The 21,129-nt window shown below is 59.9% G+C and carries 21 protein-coding genes; 10 read left to right on the top strand and 11 right to left on the bottom strand.

Features of this window, described 5'->3' with window-relative positions:
* Positions 1-74: 74 nt before the first annotated feature.
* Positions 75-620, bottom strand: coding sequence for an oligoribonuclease (gene orn, locus J9788_RS14575; RefSeq protein ID WP_033641618.1), 546 nt, complete (start codon positions 618-620; stop codon positions 75-77).
* A gap of 245 nt (positions 621-865) precedes the next feature.
* Between orn and rsgA the strand changes: the two genes are divergently transcribed.
* The 3 genes from rsgA to mscM all read left to right on the top strand — a co-directional run bounded on the left by rsgA (position 866) and on the right by mscM (position 6,246).
* The gene (gene rsgA, locus J9788_RS14570; RefSeq protein WP_033641617.1) at positions 866-1,915 is read left to right on the top strand and encodes a small ribosomal subunit biogenesis GTPase RsgA; all 1,050 of its coding nucleotides are present in this window, start codon (positions 866-868) and stop codon (positions 1,913-1,915) included.
* A gap of 76 nt (positions 1,916-1,991) precedes the next feature.
* Positions 1,992-2,885, top strand: coding sequence for an archaetidylserine decarboxylase (asd, locus tag J9788_RS14565; protein ID WP_182265152.1), 894 nt, complete (start codon positions 1,992-1,994; stop codon positions 2,883-2,885).
* Between the two features lie 13 nt (positions 2,886-2,898).
* Complete coding sequence (gene mscM, locus J9788_RS14560; RefSeq protein WP_046897957.1) at positions 2,899-6,246, top strand: miniconductance mechanosensitive channel MscM; 3,348 nt, start codon at positions 2,899-2,901, stop codon at positions 6,244-6,246.
* 67 nt (positions 6,247-6,313) lie between these two features.
* Here the strand turns inward: mscM and epmA are convergent, their stop codons facing one another.
* On the bottom strand, positions 6,314-7,291 hold the full coding sequence (epmA, locus tag J9788_RS14555) for an elongation factor P--(R)-beta-lysine ligase (RefSeq protein WP_004929681.1): 978 nt from the start codon (positions 7,289-7,291) through the stop codon (positions 6,314-6,316).
* Positions 7,292-7,676: 385 nt separating this feature from the next.
* Between epmA and frdA the strand changes: the two genes are divergently transcribed.
* The 5 genes from frdA (at position 7,677) to blc (ending at position 11,598) form a co-directional block, all read left to right on the top strand.
* Positions 7,677-9,473, top strand: coding sequence for a fumarate reductase (quinol) flavoprotein subunit (frdA, locus tag J9788_RS14550; protein ID WP_046897956.1), 1,797 nt, complete (start codon positions 7,677-7,679; stop codon positions 9,471-9,473).
* The gene (locus tag J9788_RS14545; protein ID WP_004929676.1) at positions 9,466-10,200 is read left to right on the top strand and encodes a succinate dehydrogenase/fumarate reductase iron-sulfur subunit; all 735 of its coding nucleotides are present in this window, start codon (positions 9,466-9,468) and stop codon (positions 10,198-10,200) included. Before frdA ends, J9788_RS14545 begins: the two co-directional genes overlap by 8 nt.
* Before the next feature lie 15 nt (positions 10,201-10,215).
* Positions 10,216-10,608, top strand: coding sequence for a fumarate reductase subunit FrdC (gene frdC / locus J9788_RS14540; protein WP_004929673.1), 393 nt, complete (start codon positions 10,216-10,218; stop codon positions 10,606-10,608).
* Between the two features lie 12 nt (positions 10,609-10,620).
* On the top strand, positions 10,621-10,980 hold the full coding sequence (frdD, locus tag J9788_RS14535; protein WP_004929672.1) for a fumarate reductase subunit FrdD: 360 nt from the start codon (positions 10,621-10,623) through the stop codon (positions 10,978-10,980).
* An 84-nt stretch (positions 10,981-11,064) separates the two neighbouring features.
* Positions 11,065-11,598, top strand: a complete 534-nt coding sequence (blc, locus tag J9788_RS14530) for an outer membrane lipoprotein Blc (RefSeq protein ID WP_046897955.1) — start codon at positions 11,065-11,067, stop codon at positions 11,596-11,598.
* Here blc and sugE read toward each other — a convergent pair.
* The 4 genes from sugE to efp all read right to left on the bottom strand — a co-directional run bounded on the left by sugE (position 11,592) and on the right by efp (position 13,122).
* Positions 11,592-11,909 carry a quaternary ammonium compound efflux SMR transporter SugE gene (gene sugE / locus J9788_RS14525; RefSeq protein WP_004929669.1) on the bottom strand — a complete coding sequence of 106 codons (318 nt, stop codon included), beginning with the start codon at positions 11,907-11,909 and terminating at the stop codon, positions 11,592-11,594. The genes blc and sugE overlap by 7 nt on opposite strands.
* A 192-nt stretch (positions 11,910-12,101) precedes the next feature.
* Positions 12,102-12,233 carry an entericidin A/B family lipoprotein gene (locus J9788_RS14520; protein ID WP_004929668.1) on the bottom strand — a complete coding sequence of 44 codons (132 nt, stop codon included), beginning with the start codon at positions 12,231-12,233 and terminating at the stop codon, positions 12,102-12,104.
* 120 nt (positions 12,234-12,353) lie between these two features.
* Positions 12,354-12,485 carry an entericidin A/B family lipoprotein gene (locus J9788_RS14515; protein WP_004929667.1) on the bottom strand — a complete coding sequence of 44 codons (132 nt, stop codon included), beginning with the start codon at positions 12,483-12,485 and terminating at the stop codon, positions 12,354-12,356.
* A 70-nt stretch (positions 12,486-12,555) separates the two neighbouring features.
* Positions 12,556-13,122: an elongation factor P gene (gene efp / locus J9788_RS14510; RefSeq protein WP_004929666.1), complete on the bottom strand. Its 567-nt coding sequence runs from the start codon at positions 13,120-13,122 to the stop codon at positions 12,556-12,558.
* Positions 13,123-13,164: 42 nt separating this feature from the next.
* Between efp and epmB the strand changes: the two genes are divergently transcribed.
* Entirely contained in the window at positions 13,165-14,193 is a 1,029-nt protein-coding gene (epmB, locus tag J9788_RS14505) for an EF-P beta-lysylation protein EpmB (RefSeq protein WP_182265151.1), read from the top strand.
* 88 nt (positions 14,194-14,281) lie between these two features.
* Here the strand turns inward: epmB and J9788_RS14500 are convergent, their stop codons facing one another.
* The 5 genes from J9788_RS14500 to J9788_RS14480 form a co-directional block, all read right to left on the bottom strand.
* Positions 14,282-14,626 carry a DUF4156 domain-containing protein gene (locus tag J9788_RS14500; RefSeq protein WP_025305007.1) on the bottom strand — a complete coding sequence of 115 codons (345 nt, stop codon included), beginning with the start codon at positions 14,624-14,626 and terminating at the stop codon, positions 14,282-14,284.
* A 178-nt stretch (positions 14,627-14,804) separates the two neighbouring features.
* On the bottom strand, positions 14,805-16,424 hold the full coding sequence (locus tag J9788_RS14495) for a methyl-accepting chemotaxis protein (protein WP_182265150.1): 1,620 nt from the start codon (positions 16,422-16,424) through the stop codon (positions 14,805-14,807).
* Between the two features lie 225 nt (positions 16,425-16,649).
* The gene (gene groL, locus J9788_RS14490; protein WP_046897953.1) at positions 16,650-18,296 is read right to left on the bottom strand and encodes a chaperonin GroEL; all 1,647 of its coding nucleotides are present in this window, start codon (positions 18,294-18,296) and stop codon (positions 16,650-16,652) included.
* A gap of 44 nt (positions 18,297-18,340) precedes the next feature.
* Entirely contained in the window at positions 18,341-18,634 is a 294-nt protein-coding gene (locus tag J9788_RS14485) for a co-chaperone GroES (protein ID WP_004929661.1), read from the bottom strand.
* Positions 18,635-18,823: 189 nt separating this feature from the next.
* Positions 18,824-19,312, bottom strand: coding sequence for an FxsA family protein (locus J9788_RS14480; RefSeq protein ID WP_004929660.1), 489 nt, complete (start codon positions 19,310-19,312; stop codon positions 18,824-18,826).
* Positions 19,313-19,681: 369 nt separating this feature from the next.
* Here J9788_RS14480 and aspA point away from each other — a divergent pair, with 369 nt between their 5' ends.
* The gene (gene aspA, locus J9788_RS14475) at positions 19,682-21,118 is read left to right on the top strand and encodes an aspartate ammonia-lyase (RefSeq protein WP_004929659.1); all 1,437 of its coding nucleotides are present in this window, start codon (positions 19,682-19,684) and stop codon (positions 21,116-21,118) included.
* The last annotated feature ends 11 nt before the right edge of the window (positions 21,119-21,129 follow it).

Genomic DNA, 21,129 nt, shown 5'->3' with positions numbered 1-21,129 from the left:
GCCGATTAAAGCGCCAGATTGGCGAATTAAGCGCCTAAAAACGGCGTTTTTTCCCCGCAGAGGCCGCCATCGCCTTAAAGCTGAATGAAATGTTCGCGGTAATAAGCCAGTTCGGCCACCGATTCGCGGATGTCATCCAGCGCCTGATGGGTGCCCTGCTTCTTAAAGCCGCCGAGAATTTCCGGCTTCCAACGGCGCGCCAGTTCCTTCAGCGTGCTGACGTCCAGGTAGCGGTAATGGAAGTAGGCCTCCAGCTCCGGCATGTAGCGGAACAAGAAACGGCGATCCTGGCCCACGCTGTTGCCGCAGATCGGCGATTTGCCGGCCGGCACCCATTGCTGCAGGAAGGCGATGGTTTCCAGCTCGGCGGCGCGATCGTCCTGCCGACTGGCTTTCACCCGCTCCACCAGCCCGCTGCCGGTATGGGTGCGCACGTTCCACTCGTCCATCAAGGCCAGCTGCTCGTCGGATTGGTGCACGGCGATCACCGGCCCTTCCGCCAGGATGTTCAGATTGGCGTCGGTGACCAGCGTGGCGATCTCGATAATGCGGTCACGCTCGGGATCCAGCCCGGTCATCTCCAAATCGATCCAAATCAGGTTATTTTCGTTTGCTGTCATGATGTTTCCTGCCTAAAAGCCGAGAGAAAAACGCTGTACGGACGAGACGACGGCCGCCGCCGATGGCGACACGCCGCAGCCGGCGGCTAACAACGGTTATTTAATATAAAATAGCGTGTATCATAGTCTTTTTGGTCGCCATGGGCGACATATACCCTGACGGGTTCAAGGCTGCGCCCGGGGCAAGTCCCCCGCCGCGGCTGTGCGTATACGTAAAGGTATAAAACCGATTCAAGTGAGGCGCAGTGAGTAAGAACAAACTGTCCAAAGGTCAGCAACGCCGCGTGCAGGCGAACCATCAGCGCCGTCTGAAGCGCGCTGACAACAAACCGGAACCTGATGATTCCCAACTGGGCGAGCCGCAGGAAGGCGTCGTCATCAGCCGTTTCGGCATGCACGCCGACGTTGAGGCGCCGGATGGCACTCAGCACCGCTGCAACATCCGCCGCACGCTGCGTTCGCTGGTCACCGGCGATCGCGTGGTATGGCGCCCCGGTCTGGGTGCCCATGAAGGGGTAAAAGGCATTGTGGAAGCGGTGCACGAACGCACCTCGGTGCTGACGCGCCCGGACTTCTACGACGGCGTGAAGCCGATCGCCGCCAATATCAATCAGATCGTCATCGTGTCGGCGATCCTGCCCGAGCTGTCGCTGAACATCATCGACCGTTATCTGGTGGCCTGCGAAACGCTCGAAGTCGAGCCGCTGATCGTGCTCAACAAAATTGACCTGCTGGACGCCGAAGCGCGCAAGCTGGTCGACGGCATGATGGATATCTATCGCAAGATTGGCTACCGGGTGCTGGAAGTCTCCAGCCAAACGCGGGAAGGCATGGCGGAGTTCGAACAGGCGCTGGCCGGGCGTATCAGCATCTTCGCCGGTCAGTCCGGGGTCGGCAAGTCCAGCTTGCTGAACGCGCTGCTGCCGCCGTCTGAAGAGCAAATTCTGGTAAATCAGGTTTCCGACGTCTCGGGCCTCGGGCAACATACCACCACCGCCGCGCGGCTGTACCATTTCCAGCACGGCGGCGACGTGATCGACTCCCCGGGAGTGCGCGAGTTTGGCCTGTGGCACCTGGAGCCGGAACAAATCACCCGCGGCTTTGTCGAATTCCGTGATTATTTAGGCGGTTGCAAATTCCGCGACTGCCGCCACGATACCGATCCCGGCTGCGCCATTCGCGCGGCGATGGAGAAAGGCGATATCGCGCAAGAGCGGTTCGACAACTACCACCGCATTCTGGAAAGCATGGCGCAGGTGAAGGTTCGCAAGAACTTCACGGACGCCGCAGACTGACACTGACGAGCGGGCATTGACGACGGCGGAGCCCTCGTTACAATGCGCGCCCTTTACCCTGATTCACGAGGTTAACGTGCTGGATAGCATCAAGATTAAACTGCAATATTGGCTGCCGAAGCTGGCGCTGACCCGCCTGGCGGGCTGGGGCGCCGACAAACGGGCCGGCTGGCTGACCCAACTGGTGGTCAAAACCTTCGCCCGCTACTACCGCGTGGACATGCAGGAAGCGCAAAATCCGGACCTGGCGTCTTACGCCACCTTCAACGATTTCTTCGTGCGCCCGCTGCGCGACGGCGCGCGCCCGATCGTCGCCGACGCCAACTGGCTGGCGCTGCCCGCCGATGGCGCCATCAGCCAGCTCGGCCCGATCCGCGAGGATCAAATCTTCCAGGCCAAAGGCCACCACTACAGCCTCGAAGCGCTGCTGGCCGGCAACTATCTGTTGGCCGAGCCGTTCCGCAACGGCCTGTTCGCCACCACCTATCTGGCGCCGCGCGACTATCACCGCGTACACATGCCGTGCGCCGGCGTGCTGCGCGAAATGATCTATGTGCCGGGCGATCTGTTCTCGGTCAACCCGCTCACCGCCGCCAACGTGCCTAATCTGTTCGCGCGCAACGAGCGTGTGATCTGCGTATTCGACACCGACATTGGGCCGATGGTGCAAATCCTGGTCGGCGCCACCATCGTCGGCAGCATCGAAACCGTCTGGGCCGGCACCGTCACGCCGCCGCGCGAAGGCATCATCAAGCGCTGGACCTACCCAGCCGCCGGTGAAGAAGGCGCCATCGCGATGGAAAAAGGCGCCGAGATGGGCCGTTTCAAACTCGGCTCCACGGTGATCAACCTGTTTACCGCAGGCAGCGTGCAGTTTGCGCCGCAGCTGCATAACGGCACCGTCACCCGCATGGGTGAAGCCTTCGCCGAAATCCCGGCCGCCGCTGAAACGCCACAGACCCCGCTCTAAAGGAATCGACGCCGTGCGCCTTTTCATCACGCTTTTGCTCGGTTGCCTGCTGTGGCAACCGGCGCTGGCCGCCCCCGTGCCGACCGAGAGCCAGCTCAAACAGGAGCTGAAGCAGGCGGAAAGCAGCAAAAACGCGCCGAATCAGGCGGAAACCACCGAGGCGCTGCAAAGCGCCCTCAACTGGCTGACGGAGCGCAAAGAGTCGCAGACTCGCTCCGAGCAGTATCAGAGGGTGATCGACGATTTTCCGAAGATGACGCAGGAGCTGCGCCGTCAGCTGGTGCTGGAAAGCAACAAGATCCTGCCTAACGGCGACGATTTGCCGGCCGCCGAGCTGGAACAGCAGATCCTGCAAACCAGCAGCCTGCTGCTGGAACAGGCGCGACTGCTACAGCAAGAACAGGATCGCACGCGGGAGATCAGCGATTCGCTCGGCCAGTTGCCGCAGCAGCAGACCGACGCCCGCCGTGCGCTGACGGAAGTGCAGCGCCGCCTGCAGGCGCAGCCCGCCAACCCGACCACGCCGTATGCGCAGGCCGCCCTGGCCCTGCTGCAGGCCGAAGCCGCGGCGCGCAAAGCCAAAGTGGACGAACTGGAACTGGCGCAGCTGTCGGCCAACAACCGTCAGGAGCTGGCGCGCATGCGCGCCGAGGTCTATAAAAAGCGCCACGAGAAAATAGACGTTCAGCTGCAGGCGCTGCGCAACAACCTCAACGCCCAACGCCAACGCGAAGCGGAGCTGGCGCTGGAAAAAACCGAGCAGTTGGCCGAGCAGAACGGCGATTTGCCAAAAAGCATCAGCCAGCAGCTGCAGATCAACCGCGAACTGTCCGCCGCGCTGAACAGCCAGGCGCAGCGCATGGATCTGATTTCATCGCAGCAGCGGCAGGCGGCGGCGCAGACGCTGCAAGTGCGCCAGGCGCTGAGCACCATCATCGAGCAGGCCCAGTGGCTCGGTTCGTCGTCGGCGCTGGGGGAAACCCTGCGCGCCCAGGTGGCGACACTGCCGGAAATGCCCAAGCCGCAACAGCTGGACGGCGACATGGCTCAGCTGCGCGTGCAGCGCCTGCAGTTTGAAAATCAGCTGGAAAAACTGTCGCAGCGCGAATTCAAACGCGACGACGGCAGCGCGCTGACCAACCAGGAGCAACGCATCGTCGATGCCCAGCTGCGCACCCAGCGCGAGCTGCTCAACTCGTTGTTGTCCGGGTGCGACACCCAAATCCTCGAGTTGACCAAGCTGAAGGTGGCCAACACCCAGCTGATCGAAGCGTTGAACGAAATTCGCGACGCCACCCACCGCTACCTGTTCTGGGTACCGGACGTCAATCCGATCAACTTCTCCTACCCGCTCAACGTGGCGCACGATCTGACACGCGTCCTGTCGCTGGACACGCTGTCGCAGCTCGGCGGCGCCTTCATGATGATGGTGACCAGCCGCGAAACGCTGATCCCGATCTTCGGCGCCCTGCTGCTGGTGATTTTCAGCATCAGCTCGCGCAAGCACTATCACGCCTTCCTCGAGCGCGCCAGCAGCCGCGTCGGCAAGGTGACGCAGGATGAATTCTTCCTGACGGTGCGCACCGTGTTCTGGTCGATTCTGGTGGCGCTGCCTCTGCCGGTACTGTGGGCCGCGCTCGGCTACGGCCTGCAAAGCGCCTGGAACTACCCAGTGGCGGAAGCGATCGGCAAAGGGGTAACCGCCACGCTGCCGATCCTGTGGATCTGTATGATCTGCGCCGCCTTCGCCCACCCGCAGGGGCTGTTCATCGTGCACTTCCGCTGGCCGGCGAAGCAGGTTTCGCGCGCCATGCGCTACTACAAGATGTCGATCTGGCTGATCGTGCCGCTGATCATGGCGCTGATCACCTTCGATAGCCTGAAAGAACGTGAGTTCGCCAACACCCTGGGGCGGCTGTGCTTCATCCTGCTGTGTCTGGCGCTGGCGCTGGTCACCCACAGCCTGAAACGCGCCGGCATTCCGCTGTATCTGGATAAAAACGGCTCCGGCGACAACATGCTCAACAGCGCCTTCTGGGGGCTGCTGCTGTCGGCGCCGCTGCTGGCGGCGCTGGCGTCGACCGTCGGTTACCTCACCACCGCGCAGGCGCTGTTGGCGCGTCTGGAAACCTCGGTGGCGATCTGGTTCCTGCTGCTGGTCGTCTACCACATCATCCGCCGTTGGATGCTGATCCAACGGCGGCGCATCGCCTTCGATCGCGCCAAACAGCGCCGTGCCGACATCCTGGCACAGCGTGCCCGCGGCGAAGACGAAACTTCGCACACCCCGAACAGCACCGAAGGATCCATCGATCCGGACGATTCGGATTTCGATCTGGACACCATCAGCGCCCAGTCGCTGCGGCTGGTGCGTTCGATCCTGACGCTGATCGCACTGGTGTCGGTGATCGTGCTGTGGTCGGAGATCCACTCCGCGTTCGCCTTCCTGGAAAACATCTCGCTGTGGGACGTGACCTCGACGGTGAACGGCGTGGAAACCGCCCATCCGATCACCCTCGGCGCGGTTCTGATTGCCATTCTGGTGTTGATCATCACCATGCAGCTGGTGCGCAACCTGCCGGCGCTGCTGGAGCTGGCGGTATTGCAGCACCTCGATCTGTCGCCGGGCACCGGCTACGCCATCACCACCATCACCAAGTACCTGCTGCTGCTGTTCGGCGCGGTGCTCAGCTTCGCCTGGATCGGCATCGAATGGTCGAAACTGCAGTGGGTGGTTACCGCGCTCAGTCTGGGGTTGGGCTTCGGCATGCAGGAGATCTTCTCCAACTTCATCTCCGGCTTGATCATCCTGTTCGAGAAACCGATCCGCATCGGCGACACCGTGACGATCCGCAACCTGACCGGCACCGTCACCAAGATCAATACCCGCGCCACCACCATCTCGGACTGGGACCGCAAAGAGATCATCGTGCCGAACAAAGCGTTCATCACCGAGCAGTTCGTCAACTGGTCGCTATCCGACACCCTGACCCGTGTGGTGCTGACCGTACCAGCGCCGGGCGAGGCCAACAGCGAAGAAGTGACCAAGATCCTGATGAACGCCGCCGAGCGCTGCGCGCTGGTGCTGGATAACCCGGCGCCGGAGGTCTATCTGGTCGATCTGCAGCAAGGCATTCAGATCTTCGAGATGCGTATTTACGCCGCCGAGATGGGCCACCGTATGCCGCTGCGCCATGAGATCCACCAGCTGATCCTGGCGGGCTACCGCGAGCACGGCATCACGCTGCCGTACCCGCCATTCCAGGTACGTACCGAGACGCTGTCGCGACTGACCAACAACGGCCGCACGCCGCCGTCCACGCCGGCGCCGAACACCAAGCGCGACGCCGGGGGGCTGTAAGCGTTTCTCGCGATAAAAAAAGGGCCGGCAAATGCCGACCCTTTTGCTTTTCTTACCGCCTGAAACGTCAGGCGATCCCAACCGGGAAGGCCAGTACGTCGCTCAGGCTCTCGGCGCCCAGCGCCAGCATCACCAGACGATCCACGCCCAGCGCCACGCCGGAACACTCCGGCATGCCGTGTTGCAACGCCGCCAACAGGTTGTAGTCGATCGGTTGCTGCGGCAGGCCGCGCTCCGCGCGTTTGCGGTTGTCCTGCTCGAAGCGCTGCTGTTGTTCACGGCCGTCGGTCAGCTCGCGGAAACCGTTCGCCAGCTCAATGCCCTTGAAGTACACCTCGAAACGCTCCGCCACGCGGTGGTCTTCGGTGCTGATCTCCGCCAACGCCGCCTGGCTGGCCGGGAAGTGGTACACGAACGCCGGTTTTTCACGGCCGATATGCGGCTCCACCCCCACGGTGAACAGCAGCTGCAGCAGCGTATCGCGATCTTCTTCGGTATCGGCGATGTTGCTCAGATCGAGTTTGGCCGCCGCTTCGCGCAGCTGCGCCTTCTCCGCCGACAGCGGATCGATGTCCAGATGGCGCAGGAACGCCTGCTGATAGGACAGAGTCTCCGCGCTCTCGCAGTCCAGCACCTGTTGCAGCAGATCGTCCACCTCATTCATCAGGCGGTACATGTCGTAGTGCGGACGGTACCACTCCAGCATGGTGAATTCGGGGTTATGGTGCCGCCCGGCTTCTTCATTGCGGAAGCTGCGCCCCATTTGGTAGATCGGGCCGCTGCCCGCCGCCAGCAGGCGCTTCATGTGATATTCCGGGCTGGTCATCATGTATAGCGTCAGGCCTTCCGCCGCCCCCGGCCCGACGAAACGCGTTTCGAACGGGAACAGGTGAACGTCGGTGACCGTCGCCTGGCTCATGGTGGGCGTCTCAACTTCCAGCACGCCACGATCGGCGAAGAAACGCCGGATCTCAGCCAGAATCGCTGCGCGTTTCAACAAATTGGCGATGGGTGCACTAGGCTGCCAGCTTGCCGTTTCGCTCATGGTAATTAACTCCGAAATCAAACAGGGGATGCAGTCTACTCGCATCCTTGCAGCCAAACAAATTCTTCACGATGCGCAACCGGCGATAACGCCAATTTCCGATAAATAGGCGGCAAAAGCGCGTTAAAAAGGGTAAAGCACGCCGAACACGCGAAAAGGCAGACAGGCCTGTTGAGCGAGCGTTAATCGACAAAACAATCGATCACATCAAATTTCCACTACTTAACTTTAGGTATAGTTAATTCCCCATTATTGGTGGGAGATATCTATCCTTAACCTTTAAGCAACATTAATCGGTTCAATTAGTTAGCACCCGAAGAGTTCGCTAAATTTTAAGCATAGATATTTAACTTGCCGTTCTTGATAAGAACATTGGAGGAATGCAGTGCAAACCTTTAACGCCGATCTTGCCATTATTGGGGCCGGGGGCGCTGGTTTACGTGCAGCAATAGCCGCAGCGGAAGCCAATCCCCAACTGAAAATCGCGCTGATCTCTAAGGTCTACCCGATGCGCAGCCACACGGTCGCCGCCGAGGGGGGCTCCGCCGCCGTCACCCAGGATCACGATACCTTCGACTATCACTTCCACGACACCGTCGCCGGCGGCGACTGGCTGTGCGAGCAGGACGTGGTCGATCACTTCGTGCATCAGTGCCCGCGCGAGATGACCCAGCTTGAGCAGTGGGGCTGCCCGTGGAGCCGCAAACCGGACGGTTCGGTCAACGTGCGGCGCTTCGGCGGCATGAAGATCGAACGCACCTGGTTCGCCGCCGACAAGACCGGCTTCCACATGCTGCACACCCTGTTCCAGACCTCGCTGAAATACCCGCAGATCCAACGCTTCGACGAGCACTTCGTGCTGGATATCCTGGTGGATAACGGTCAGGCGCGCGGCCTGGTGGCGCTCAACATGATGGAAGGCACCCGCGTGCAGATCCGCGCCAACGCGGTGGTGATGGCCACCGGCGGCGCCGGGCGCGTTTATCGCTACAACACCAACGGCGGCATCGTCACCGGCGACGGCATGGGCATGGCGTTCCACCACGGCGTACCGCTGCGCGACATGGAGTTCGTGCAGTATCACCCGACCGGCCTGCCCGGTTCCGGCATCCTGATGACCGAGGGCTGCCGCGGCGAAGGTGGCATTCTGGTGAACAAAGACGGCTACCGTTACCTGCAAGACTACGGCATGGGCCCGGAAACCCCGCTGGGCGAGCCGAAGAACAAATACATGGAGCTGGGCCCGCGCGATAAAGTGTCCCAGGCCTTCTGGCACGAATGGCGCGCCGGCCGCACCATCGCCACCCCGCGCGGCGACGTGGTCTACCTCGATCTGCGCCACCTGGGCGAGAAAAAGCTGCTGGAACGGCTGCCGTTCATCTGTGAACTGGCCAAGGCCTACGTCGGCGTCGATCCGGTGAAAGATCCGATCCCGGTGCGCCCTACCGCGCACTACACCATGGGCGGCATTGAAACCGACCAGAACTGCGAAACCCGCATCAAGGGGCTGTTCGCGGTCGGCGAATGTTCCTCCGTCGGCTTGCACGGCGCCAACCGTCTCGGCTCCAACTCGCTGGCGGAACTGGTGGTATTCGGCCGCGTCGCCGGTGAACACGCCGCGCGCCGCGCGCTGGAAACCGCGCCGGCCAACGGCAGCGCGCTGGATGCGCAAACCCGCGACGTCGAAACCCGCCTGAGCAACCTGATGAAGCAGGAAGGCAACGAAAACTGGGCGAAGATCCGCGACGAGATGGGGCTGTCGATGGAAGAAGGCTGCGGCATCTACCGTACACCGGAGCTGATGCAAAAAACCATCGATAAGCTGGCCGAGCTGAAAGAACGTTTCAAGCGCGTCAACATCACCGACAACTCCAGCGTGTTCAATACCGATCTGCTGTACACCATCGAGCTGGGCTACGGTCTGGACGTCGCCGAGTGTATGGCGCATTCGGCGTTTAACCGCAAAGAATCGCGCGGTGCCCACCAGCGCCTGGACGAAGGCTGCACCGAGCGTGACGACGTCAACTTCCTCAAGCATACGCTGGCGTTCCACAATCCGCAGGGCGCGCCGCGTCTTGAATACAGCGACGTGAAAATCACCAAGCTGCCGCCGGCCAAACGCGTCTACGGCGCAGAAGCCGAAGCGCAGGAGAAAAAGAATAAGGAGCAGGCAAATGGCTGAGATGCAAACCCTGAAGATCGACGTCATGCGCTATAACCCGGAAAGCGACGCCGAGCCGCATTTCGTCACTTACGCCGTGCCTTACGACGAACAAACCTCGCTGCTCGACGCGCTGGGCTACATCAAGGATAACCTGGCGCCGGATCTCTCCTACCGCTGGTCGTGCCGCATGGCGATCTGCGGCTCCTGCGGCATGATGGTCAACCGCGTGCCGAAGCTGGCGTGCAAAACCTTCCTGCGCGACTACGTCGGCGGCATGAAGGTCGAAGCGCTGGGCAACTTCCCGATCGAGCGCGATCTGGTGGTCGACATGACCCACTTCATCGAAAGCCTGGAGGCGATCAAACCGTACATCATCGGCAACGATCGCAAACCGGAGGATGGCCCGAACGTGCAGACCCCGGCGCAGATGGCCAAGTACCACCAGTTCTCCGGCTGCATCAACTGCGGCCTGTGCTACGCCGCGTGCCCGCAGTTCGGCCTCAACCCCGAGTTTATCGGCCCGGCGGCGATCACGCTGGCGCACCGCTATAACCTGGACAACCGCGACCACGGCAAGAAACAGCGCATGCCGCAGCTCAACGGCCAAAACGGCGTCTGGAGCTGCACCTTCGTCGGCTATTGCTCTGAAGTCTGCCCGAAACACGTCGATCCCGCCGCCGCCATCCAGCAGGGCAAGGTGGAGAGCGCCAAAGACTTCATGATCGCCATGTTGAAGCCGCAATAAGGGAGAAAAATTGCCATGACAACTCAACGTAAGCCCTATGTGCGCACCATGACGCCCACCTGGTGGCAAAAGCTCGGCTTCTACCGTTTCTACATGCTGCGCGAAGGCACCTCGGTGCTGGCGGTGTGGTTCAGCATCGTGCTGCTCTACGGCGTGTTCGCGCTGAAGGGCGGCGCCGAAAGCTGGGCCGGCTTCGTCGGTTTCTTGCAGAATCCGCTGGTGCTGTTGATCAACGTCGTCGCCCTGCTGGCGGCGGCGCTGCATACCAAAACCTGGTTCGATCTGGCGCCGAAGGCCGCCAATATCGTGGTCAACAGCGAGAAAATGGGGCCGGGCCCCATCGTGAAAGGGCTGTGGGCCGTCACCATCGTCGTCAGCGTGGTCATCCTGGCCGTGGCCCTGATCTAATCCGGAGGAAACATGATAAATCAAGCACCTAAACGCTCCGACGAGCCGGTTTTCTGGGGATTGTTCGGCGCCGGCGGCATGTGGGGCGCGATCGTCGCGCCGGCCATCGTGCTGCTGGTCGGCATTCTGCTGCCGCTGGGGCTGTTCCCCGGTGAAGCGCTGGGTTACGAGCGCGTGCTGGCGTTCTGCCAGAGCCTGATCGGCCGCCTGTTCCTGCTGCTGATGATCATTCTGCCGCTGTGGTGCGGCCTGCACCGCATCCACCATGCGATGCACGATCTGAAGATCCACGTGCCGGCCGGCAAGTGGGTGTTCTACGGTCTGGCAGCAATCCTCAGCGTGGTCACCGTCATCGGCGTCGTCACGCTGTAAACCGCTCGGGTGGCCAACGCCCGTTGGCCGCCCTTTTCTCATCGGCTACACTGTCTACTCGCCCCCGGTAAACAGGAGTCACCGATGCGTTTATGGTCAAAGCTTTGCGTCATGCTTTCCGCCCTGCTCTCCGTCGCCTGCAGCGTCTCCCCGCCTAAAGACATCAAGGTCGTGAACAATTTCGACAGCCAACGCTATCTCGGCACCTGGTATGAGATCGCGCGTCTGGATCATCGTTTTGAACGCGGTTTGCAGCAGGTGACCGCCCATTACAGCCCGCGCGCCGACGGCGGACTGAAAGTCATCAATCGCGGCTTCAATCCGCAAAAACAGCAATGGCAAGAAAGCGAAGGCAAAGCCTACTTTATCGGTTCACCGCAGGTCGCGGCGCTGAAAGTGTCGTTCTTCGGCCCCTTCTATGGCGGCTACAACGTGATTGCCCTGGATCCGGACTATCGCTACGCGCTGGTTTGCGGCCCAAACCGCGACTATCTATGGATCCTGTCGCGCACGCCGACGCTTGACGCCGCCGTGCGCGACCGCTTATTGCAGACAGCCAAAGGCTACGGTTTCGCCACCGATAAGCTGATCTGGGTGCAGCAGTCCGCCGATCAGTGACTGCTGAACTTCAGCCCGAGTATGCCGACCACGATCAGGCACAGGCTGATGATGCGCGCGATATTGGTCGATTCGCCCAACAGCACCATGCCCATGATCGCCGCGCCCACCGCGCCGATGCCGGTCCACACCGCATAAGCGGTGCCGGCGGGCAGCGTTTTCATGGCGTTGGCCAACAGCAACATGCTGACCACCATCGCGGCGATGGTGATGATGCTCGGCGTCAGCCGGGTAAAACCGTGGGTGTATTTCAGACCGATAGCCCAAACCACTTCGAGCAAACCGGCGATAAGCAGAATAATCCAGGCCATGAGACGGCCTCCCTACCACTGGGGTCGTCCCCGATAAAATGACGCGTAAACGGGTCGTCCCGTTTAGCGAGGTGATGCATGACGGGTAACCTCACCCGCACTGCGGCAGGATAGCAGCAGCGTTAACGCTCAGGCAAGGGATAGAAATGTGGCGGCTCTCCGCAGCCGGAATGCCGCCGGGTGGAATGCGGATTATTCCGCGCTGCGCTGAATAGCCTTGCCGCCGGCCTGAATGTCTTCACCCACACCGCGGGTGGTATTACAGGCGGTCAGCGAGCTCAAAATCATCAAAGAGAAGATCGCGATAATACTTTTCTTCAGCATAAGAAAGTCCTTATTGGTCGTTGATGAAAAAGTACGGCTTTCTAAGCGTAGTCAAAATTGACGGAGGGTGTGGGATCGTGACCGGCTTTGTGGCGCAAATACATCGGGTTAAAGGCGGGATCAGCTGGCCGTGCGGGAGATGGCGCCGCCGAGATGCTGAACGTCTTCGCCGAAACCGCGAAACGTATTGCAACTGCTGAGGGAGAAAAGGAACAACAGGGAGAGCACGGCCAACAGCGTTTTCTTGAACATGCGGATTTTCTGCCAACGAACGGGGATGGGATAAAACAGAGGAACCGCGGAGGTTCCTCTGTTTTAAAACTTACTTGACGCGAGAGACGTATTCGCCAGAGCGAGTGTCAACCTTGATCACTTCGCCGATCTGGACGAACAACGGCACTTTTACCACGGCGCCGGTGCTCAGGGTAGCCGGCTTGCCGCCAGTCCCTGCGGTATCGCCTTTCAGGCCAGGATCGGTATCGGTGATTTCCGCTTCGATGAAGTTCGGCGGCTGAACGGCGATTGGACGGCCATCCCACAGGGTGATGATGCACTCTGCGTTATCCTGCAGCCATTTGGCCGCGTCGCCGACGGTTTTGCCGTCAACCTGATGCTGTTCGAAAGACTCAGGGTGCATGAAGTGGTAGAACTCACCGTCGCTGTACAGGTAGTTCATGTTGGTGTCCATCACGTCTGCGCCTTCGCAAGAATCGGTAGACTTGAAGGTTTTTTCCACGCGGGTGCCGGTCAGCAGACGGCGCATTTTCACGCGCGCGAACGCCTGGCCTTTGCCCGGCTTAACGAACTCACTGGCTTCGACGGCGTAAGGTTCGCCCTCGAACATGATTTTAAGACCCGGACGGAAATCGTTGCTAGAATAAGTCGCCATGATGGCCCTCTGAATATTTGAACTGGTAGCTTAGCCAAAAAAATGGCACACATTATAACCCAAAGTACGGCACATAGAGAAGATTGGTTGCATCAACTCGCCGATGTTATTACCGATCCCGATGAATTACTGCAGCTTTTGTCACTGAATACGCATCCGGAACTGCCGCAGGGGCGCGATGCCCGTCGGCTGTTTGCCCTGCGCGTGCCGCGCGCCTTCGCTGCGCGCATGCGCCCCGGCGATGCCAACGACCCGCTGCTGCGCCAGGTGCTGACCGCCAGAGAGGAGTTCATCAACGCCCCAGGGTTCACCACCGATCCGCTGGATGAACAGCGCAGCGTGGTGCCGGGCCTGCTGCACAAATACCGCAATCGCGCGCTGCTGCTGGTCAAAGGCGGCTGTGCGGTCAACTGCCGTTACTGTTTCCGCCGTCACTTCCCCTATCAGGATAATCAGGGCAACAAGAACAACTGGCGGCAGGCGCTGGATTATATCCGCCAACACCCGGAACTGGACGAGATCATTTTTTCCGGCGGCGATCCGCTGATGGCCAAAGACAGCGAGCTGGAGTGGCTGGTCGGCGAGCTGGAGGCCATCCCGCACCTGAAACGCCTGCGCATTCACACCCGTCTGCCGGTGGTGATCCCGGCGCGCATTACGCCGGCGCTGTGCCGCCTGCTGTCGGCCTCGCGCCTGCAGGTGCTGATGGTCACGCATATCAACCACGCCAACGAAATCGACCGCGAGCTGCAGAGTGCCATGGCTCAGCTGCGCCTCGCCGGCGTCACGCTGCTCAATCAAAGCGTGCTGCTGCGCGACGTCAACGATGACGCCGACACGCTGGCCGCGCTCAGCAACGCGCTGTTCGACGCCGGCATCCTACCCTACTACATTCACGTGCTGGACAAGGTGCAGGGCGCGGCGCATTTCATGGTCAGCGACGATGAAGCGCGCGTCATCATGCAGGCGCTGCTGAGCAAGGTGTCCGGTTATCTGGTGCCGCGCCTGACGCGTGAAGTGGGCGGCGAACCGAGCAAAACACCGATCGACCTGCGCCTGATGCAGGGGTGATGCGCGCCACATGGCCTGATGGAACGAAAAGAGGAATGCCGTGGCATTCCTCTTTTTTTATCTCTTCGCGGCGTTTGGCCTCAGCGCCTTACGGGCACTTGTAAACCTGGCCGACCATTTTGCTGTCCAGCGGCGCGAAGCTGGAGAGCAGGTTCTGGCTTGGGCTGTTGGCGCCGTAAATGACGTTGCCGCCCATCGCCGCTGCCTTGTTGCGCAGATCGTTGGCCGCACCGCGCATGGAGCTGCCTTCACCGCCGTTGCCGGACAGCCAGTTGCTCTGGGTGCCGGTCACTTCCCCCAGCAGCTGGCATTCCGCCGCCGGCTTGCTGTCGGTGAACTTGATCTGCTGACCCGCAGCGGTCAGTTCATGAGTGGTGCTGCAACCCGCCAGCAGCATCGCTGCCGAAAGACCCAGTAAGGCTTTAATCCGCATCTTGTTCCCCATTCGATGTTGAGAATTACGCAAAAGCTTATCAGAAAGCGATGCCATCTCTTAAGCATCCGTTGCCACGCGAGCGGGCCAACGTCTTGAGCGACAGCTGATGACTTACCAGTTTACCAGCTAAATCGCCCCGGGCGGCAAAAATATCATCAAATACAGTGCGGCGGCGTTATGCCCAACCGGCGGCCGCCGTCGGTACCTCCACTTCGCCCTGGCGCGGTTCCTCCTCCGCCAGTTGGAAAGTCGCCACCGCCTGCGCCAGCAGGGCCGCCTGTTCCTCCACGCCGACGGCGGTGGTCGCCACCTCCTCCACCAGCGCGGCGTTCTGCTGAGTCACCTGATCCATCTGGGTTACCGCAATCCCGACCTGCTCAACGCCCTTGCTTTGCTCTTGCGACGCATAGGAGATGTTATCCATCAGCGACGTCACCTGGTTCACCGAGCCGACGATGGCATTCATCGTCTCGCCCGCCTGCTCCACCAGCCGCACGCCGGCGGCGATATCGCCGGTCACGCCGTCGACCAGGCTGCTGATCTCCTTGGCCGAAGTCGCGCAGCGCTGCGCCAGATTGCGCACTTCGCCTGCCACCACCGCAAAACCCCGCCCCTGTTCACCGGCGCGCGCGGCCTCGACGGCGGCGTTCAGCGCCAGGATATTGGTCTGGAAGGCGATGCCGTCGATCACGCCGGTGATATCCCCCACCTGACGCGCACTGTCGTTGATCGCCCGCATCTTGTCGACTGCGCTGGCCATCAGCGTTTCGCCGTTGCGGGCAATGCCGGCAGTCTGATTGACCATGCCGGCGGCCTGATTGGCGTTATCGGCGTTTTGCCGCACCGTGGCGGTAATCTGTTCCATGCTGGCGGCGGTTTCCGTCAGCGCGCTGGCCTGTTCTTCGGTGCGGCTGGAGAGATCGGCGTTGCCGACGGCGATCTCGTGCGTACCCTGGTTGATCGACTCCACGCCATCACGCACCTGCTGCACGGTGGCGCTCAGCTCCAGCTGCATCGTTCGCAGGCTGGCGAACAGCATGCCGATCTCATTGTTGTTGCGTACCGCGATCTCGCTGCGCAGATCGCCGCGCCCAACCTTTTGCAAGTGTGCGGCGATCTCGCGCAGCGGCAGGATCAAGCGCCGGCGGAAATCACGCTGCACGGCGACCAGCAGCAGCAGGATCGCCGCCAGGGTGCCGCTCAGCAGACGGGCGAAGACTTTTTGGGTCTGCTCCGCCTCTTCCACTGCCAGACGGTGGGCAGCCACCGTGGCCCGCATGTAGTCAGCAAACTGGTTATCCAGCCGCTGGCGCACCTGGCGCTTCTCTGCCGCCATGGCGTGCAGCCGCTCGATCAGCGCCGCCTGCGGCGTGTCGGCCAACAGCGTCAGTTCTTGCTTCAGCACCGCCTGCTGCGCCAGGTAGACCTTTTTCATCGCCTCGCCCAGATCCGGGCGCGATACCGTCAGGCCCGGCGTCTCCCAAAACAGGTTGAACGCGACGTCGGCGCTGCGCAGCTCACCGCGCGCCTCATCGATACCCTGTTGAATATCGGCTCTGCTGGTCTGCGCCATACGCTCGAACGCCATGTTGTCGATCAGCGTCTGCGTTTGCAGCAGAGCACGCCAACTGCGGTTCAGCGCGGCTTCCTCGTCGGAAAAAGTGCTCATCCTGCCGATGCTGTTGCCGTTTTGCTGCATGAAATAGAAGGCGATGGCGCCGGTTCCCATGGGCATCAAGCCCAACAGCAACAGCATCAACATCAGCCAGGTGGCTATTTTCATATTTTTCAGCATAAGTCGTCTCCGTTGACAGTCACACCGGCGAGGGAAAATTCCCCGCCTGGTAGGGGCTATATCGGTACGAAACGACAACGGTTTAGGGCAAAAACAAAATAATGCAATAATTCATTCAATAAACTAATAACAAGCTAAACAAACATTCTTTTTATTGATTTTTAAGCTAAAAAAAACCCCGGTCATTTGACCGGGGTTCTCAGCACACAAGCGTGTGGGGGATGATTACATCATGCCGCCCATGCCGCCCATGCCACCCATGCCGCCTGCTGCGCCCAGATCCGGTGCGTCAGCCTTCGGCAGGTCGGTGACCATGCATTCGGTGGTGATCATCAGGCCAGCCACGGAAGCCGCGTACTGCAGAGCAGAACGGGTCACTTTGGTTGGATCCAGAATACCCATCGCGATCATGTCGCCGTATTCTTCAGAGTAAGCGTTGTAGCCGTAGCTGCCTTCGCCCGCTTTCACCTGGTTGGCGATAACGGAAGCTTCTTCACCGGCGTTGATCACGATCTGACGCAGAGGGGCTTCCATTGCGCGCAGCGCAACTTTGATACCCACGTTCTGGTCTTCGTTGTCGCCTTTCAGCGCGGCGATTTTGCCTGCAACGCGGATCAGCGCTACGCCGCCGCCGGCCACCACGCCTTCTTCCACTGCGGCGCGGGTCGCGTGCAGGGCGTCTTCAACGCGGGCTTTCTTCTCTTTCATTTCAACTTCAGTGGCTGCGCCAACCTTGATAACGGCAACGCCGCCGGCCAGTTTCGCTACGCGCTCCTGCAGTTTTTCACGATCGTAGTCAGAGGTCGCTTCTTCGATCTGCTGACGAATTTGAGCAACGCGGCCCTGGATGGTCGCTTCGTCGCCCACGCCATCGATGATGATGGTGGTGTCTTTGTTGATCACAACGCGTTTCGCCTGACCCAGGTCTTCCAGGGTGGCTTTTTCCAGCTCCAGACCGATCTCTTCAGAGATAACGGTACCGGCAGTCAGGGTCGCGATGTCCTGCAGCATGGCTTTACGACGGTCGCCGAAGCCAGGCGCCTTAACGGCAGCCACTTTCACGATGCCGCGCATGGTGTTGACCACCAGGGTCGCCAGCGCTTCACCTTCTACGTCTTCAGCGATGATCAGCAGCGGTTTGCCTGCTTTGGCAACGGCTTCCAGCACCGGCAGCATTTCGCGGATGTTGGAGATCTTCTTGTCAGCCAGCAGGATGAACGGGCTTTCCAGCTCAACAGAACCGGTTTCCGGCTTGTTGATGAAGTATGGGGACAGGTAACCGCGGTCGAACTGCATACCTTCAACCACGTCCAACTCGTCTTGCAGGCCGGTGCCTTCTTCAACGGTGATGACGCCTTCTTTGCCCACTTTCTCCATCGCTTCCGCGATCAGTTTACCCACGGTTTCGTCGGAGTTGGCGGAGATGGTGCCGACCTGAGCGATAGCTTTGGAGTCGGAGCAAGGTACGGACAGTTTTTTCAGTTCTTCAACCGCAGCGACAACCGCTTTGTCGATGCCGCGCTTCAGATCCATCGGGTTCATGCCTGCAGCAACCGCTTTCAGGCCTTCGGTGATGATGGATTGAGCCAGTACGGTTGCAGTGGTGGTGCCGTCGCCCGCCGCGTCGTTCGCTTTGGAGGCCACTTCTTTCACCATCTGTGCGCCCATGTTCTCGAACTTGTCTTCCAGTTCGATTTCACGCGCAACGGAAACGCCGTCTTTGGTGATGGTCGGTGCGCCGAAAGATTTATCCAGCACTACGTTGCGGCCTTTCGGGCCCAGGGTCACTTTTACTGCATCAGCGAGAACATTCACGCCGCGGAGCATTTTCACGCGAGCGTCATTGCCGAATTTTACGTCTTTAGCTGCCATTGGTATTTCCCTTCAACTCGTTCAGTTCAGAAGATAAAGCGCAATTACGCTTCAACAATTGCCAGAATGTCGCTTTCGGACATGATCAACACTTCTTCATTGTCGATCTTCTCTGCTTTCACGCCGTAGCCGTCGTTGAAAATCACGATATCGCCAACTTTCACATCCAGCGGTTGGATGTTGCCGTTTTCCAGCACACGCCCTTTACCCACTGCAACCACTTCACCGCGAGTGGATTTACCCGCAGCAGAGCCAGTCAGGACGATGCCGCCAGCAGATTTTGATTCAACTTCTTTGCGCTTGACGATAACGCGGTCATGCAATGGACGAATACTCATTGAACGCTCTCCTGTAAGAAGGTCTCTATCAGATTTAGGGTTGTACACCGGATGGTTGTTATTACCGGCCTCGTGGCATTTGAGATGGGGGCGTTCCAGCCCCCTTCAAGGGGGCGAACAAAAAAAATTTCGCATTTTTGGTCCGACGAGTGCCGCAGAGATGAAAAACGCGGCCTGAGCCGCGTTTGCTTAACGATCGTGAGGTTTGCGATCCTCGTCCGGGCGATGTTCCAGCACCGGGCGTTCATCGTCCTTGCGCTGGAATTCGCCGTCGAAGGTATTGCCGTTGGCGGCGTCGCCGCCCGTCCAACCGCCGGGGCGATACACCGACAGGTGCGGCATCAGCTTCAGCGTCAGCGATTTTTGCACCGGCGGCAGCAGCAGCAACAGGCCGAGGAAATCGGTGAAGAAGCCCGGTATCAGCAGCAGGAAGCCCGCCAGCACCAGCGAAACGCTTTTCACCATTTCCGCCGCCGGGCTTTCACCGGCCGCCAGTTTTTGCTGCATCTGCACGAAGGTTTTCATGCCCTGATTGCGCACCAGCGAAATGCCGACGCAGGAGCTGAACACCACCAGCAGCAGGGTGACAGCCACGCCGAGCACGGCGGCGACTTTGATAAAGATGGATATTTCTATGTAAGCCAGCAGAAATATCAGCAGTAGCGGTAACCAGCGCACCTGGTTCTCCTATCGGTAGGTAAGGCACGGCCGCCACGGGGCGACGGCGCGAAAAAAGAGGCCGTAAACGGCCGACACCATTACAATGAGGGCATCCCCCCACCATTTCAACCGAGAGCCGGTTTTTATTGCTAAAGTTCACAAACGTGAAAGAAGTCACAGAACCGAAAAAGGGCATATCCTTAAACACCATAAGGTGATCTGGATTCAGTCATTTCTTATCAACCAGCATATGATCTGGGCAGCAACGGGCGATTTGGTTAATCGTTTCACGCCCCAAGCCTTCGGCAACATTAATTTAGGCTGTGCCCTTACTAGCCTTGACCTGACAAATTATTAATTCGGCAGCAACACATAGAGAAGGTTCTCATGTCAAACAACATTCGTATCGAAGAAGACCTGTTAGGAACACGTGAAGTCCCCGCAGACGCTTACTACGGAGTTCACACTCTGCGTGCGATTGAAAACTTCTACATCAGCAACAGCAAAATCAGCGATGTCCCCGAGTTCGTTCGCGGCATGGTGATGGTGAAAAAGGCCGCGGCGATGGCCAACAAAGAACTCAAAACCATCCCGCGCAAAATCGCCGACGTGATCATCCAGGCCTGCGACGAGGTGCTGGATAAAGGCAAGTGCATGGATCAGTTCCCGGTGGACGTATTCCAGGGCGGCGCGGGCACCTCGCTGAACATGAACACCAACGAAGTGCTGGCGAACATCGGCCTGGAGCTGATGGGCCATCAAAAAGGCGAATACCAGTACCTGAACCCGAACGATCACCTCAATAAGTGTCAGTCCACCAACGACGCCTACCCGACCGGGTTCCGCATCGCGGTGTACGCCTCCAACCAGAAACTGATCGACGCCATCAACCAGCTGCGCGAAGGCTTCGATCGCAAGGCGAAAGAGTTCGAAACCATCCTGAAAATGGGCCGCACCCAGCTGCAGGACGCGGTGCCGATGACTCTCGGCCAGGAATTCCACGCCTTCAGCGTGCTGCTGAACGAAGAGACCCGCAACCTGCACCGCACCGCGGAGCTGCTGCTGGAAGTGAACCTCGGCGCCACCGCCATCGGCACCGCGCTCAACACCCCGGAAGGCTACCAGCCGCTGGCGGTGCAAAAACTGGCGGAAGTCAGCGGCCTGCCGGTGGTGCCGGCGGAAGACCTGATCGAAGCCACCTCCGACTGCGGCGCCTACGTGATGGTACACAGCGCGCTCAAACGCCTGGCGGTGAAACTGTCCAAAATCTGTAACGACCTGCGCCTGCTCTCCTCGGGCCCGCGCGCCGGCCTGAACGAAATCAACCTGCCGGAGCTGCAGGCAGGATCGTCCATCATGCCGGCCAAAGTGAATCCGGTGGTGCCGGAAGTGGTCAATCAGGTGTGTTTCAAGGTGATTGGCAACGACACTTGCGTTACCATGGCGGCTGAAGCGGGCCAGCTGCAGCTGAACGTGATGGAGCCGGTGATCGGCCAGGCGATGTTCGAGTCGATCCACATCCTGACCAACGCCTGCTACAACCTGCTGGAAAAATGCATTAACGGCATCACCGCGAATAAAGAAGTCTGCGAACACTACGTCTTCAACTCGATCGGTATCGTCACCTATCTGAACCCGTTCATCGGCCACCACAACGGTGACATCGTCGGGAAGATCTGCGCCGAAACCGGCAAGAGCGTGCGTGAAGTGGTGCTGGAACGCGGCCTGCTGACCGAAGCCGAGCTGGATGACATCTTCTCCGTGGAGAACCTGATGCACCCGGCCTATAAAGCCAAACGCTATACGGATGAAAATGAACAATAACAGACCTACCC

Origin of the sequence: Serratia sp. X10, from assembly GCF_017811775.1 — a bacterium.
In the GTDB taxonomy this organism is placed as follows: Bacteria; Pseudomonadota; Gammaproteobacteria; order Enterobacterales; family Enterobacteriaceae; genus Serratia; species Serratia ureilytica.
Note: the sequence above shows the minus strand (reverse complement) of the source record. Positions and strands in the feature narration are given on the sequence as shown.

Excerpts from the sequence above, each read along its gene's own strand:
- frdC (WP_004929673.1), top strand. The coding sequence starts at position 10,216 with ATGACAACTCAACGTAAGCCCTATGTGCGCACCATGACGCCCACCTGG.
- frdD (WP_004929672.1), top strand. The coding sequence starts at position 10,621 with ATGATAAATCAAGCACCTAAACGCTCCGACGAGCCGGTTTTCTGGGGA.
- orn (WP_033641618.1), bottom strand. The coding sequence starts at position 620 with ATGACAGCAAACGAAAATAACCTGATTTGGATCGATTTGGAGATGACC.
- epmB (WP_182265151.1), top strand. The coding sequence starts at position 13,165 with ATGGCACACATTATAACCCAAAGTACGGCACATAGAGAAGATTGGTTG.
- efp (WP_004929666.1), bottom strand. The coding sequence starts at position 13,122 with ATGGCGACTTATTCTAGCAACGATTTCCGTCCGGGTCTTAAAATCATG.
- blc (WP_046897955.1), top strand. The coding sequence starts at position 11,065 with ATGCGTTTATGGTCAAAGCTTTGCGTCATGCTTTCCGCCCTGCTCTCC.
- J9788_RS14515 (WP_004929667.1), bottom strand. The coding sequence starts at position 12,485 with ATGTTCAAGAAAACGCTGTTGGCCGTGCTCTCCCTGTTGTTCCTTTTC.
- J9788_RS14545 (WP_004929676.1), top strand. The coding sequence starts at position 9,466 with ATGGCTGAGATGCAAACCCTGAAGATCGACGTCATGCGCTATAACCCG.
- J9788_RS14485 (WP_004929661.1), bottom strand. The coding sequence starts at position 18,634 with ATGAGTATTCGTCCATTGCATGACCGCGTTATCGTCAAGCGCAAAGAA.
- aspA (WP_004929659.1), top strand. The coding sequence starts at position 19,682 with ATGTCAAACAACATTCGTATCGAAGAAGACCTGTTAGGAACACGTGAA.
- groL (WP_046897953.1), bottom strand. The coding sequence starts at position 18,296 with ATGGCAGCTAAAGACGTAAAATTCGGCAATGACGCTCGCGTGAAAATG.
- epmA (WP_004929681.1), bottom strand. The coding sequence starts at position 7,291 with ATGAGCGAAACGGCAAGCTGGCAGCCTAGTGCACCCATCGCCAATTTG.
- sugE (WP_004929669.1), bottom strand. The coding sequence starts at position 11,909 with ATGGCCTGGATTATTCTGCTTATCGCCGGTTTGCTCGAAGTGGTTTGG.
- J9788_RS14520 (WP_004929668.1), bottom strand. The coding sequence starts at position 12,233 with ATGCTGAAGAAAAGTATTATCGCGATCTTCTCTTTGATGATTTTGAGC.
- J9788_RS14495 (WP_182265150.1), bottom strand. The coding sequence starts at position 16,424 with ATGCTGAAAAATATGAAAATAGCCACCTGGCTGATGTTGATGCTGTTG.
- J9788_RS14500 (WP_025305007.1), bottom strand. The coding sequence starts at position 14,626 with ATGCGGATTAAAGCCTTACTGGGTCTTTCGGCAGCGATGCTGCTGGCG.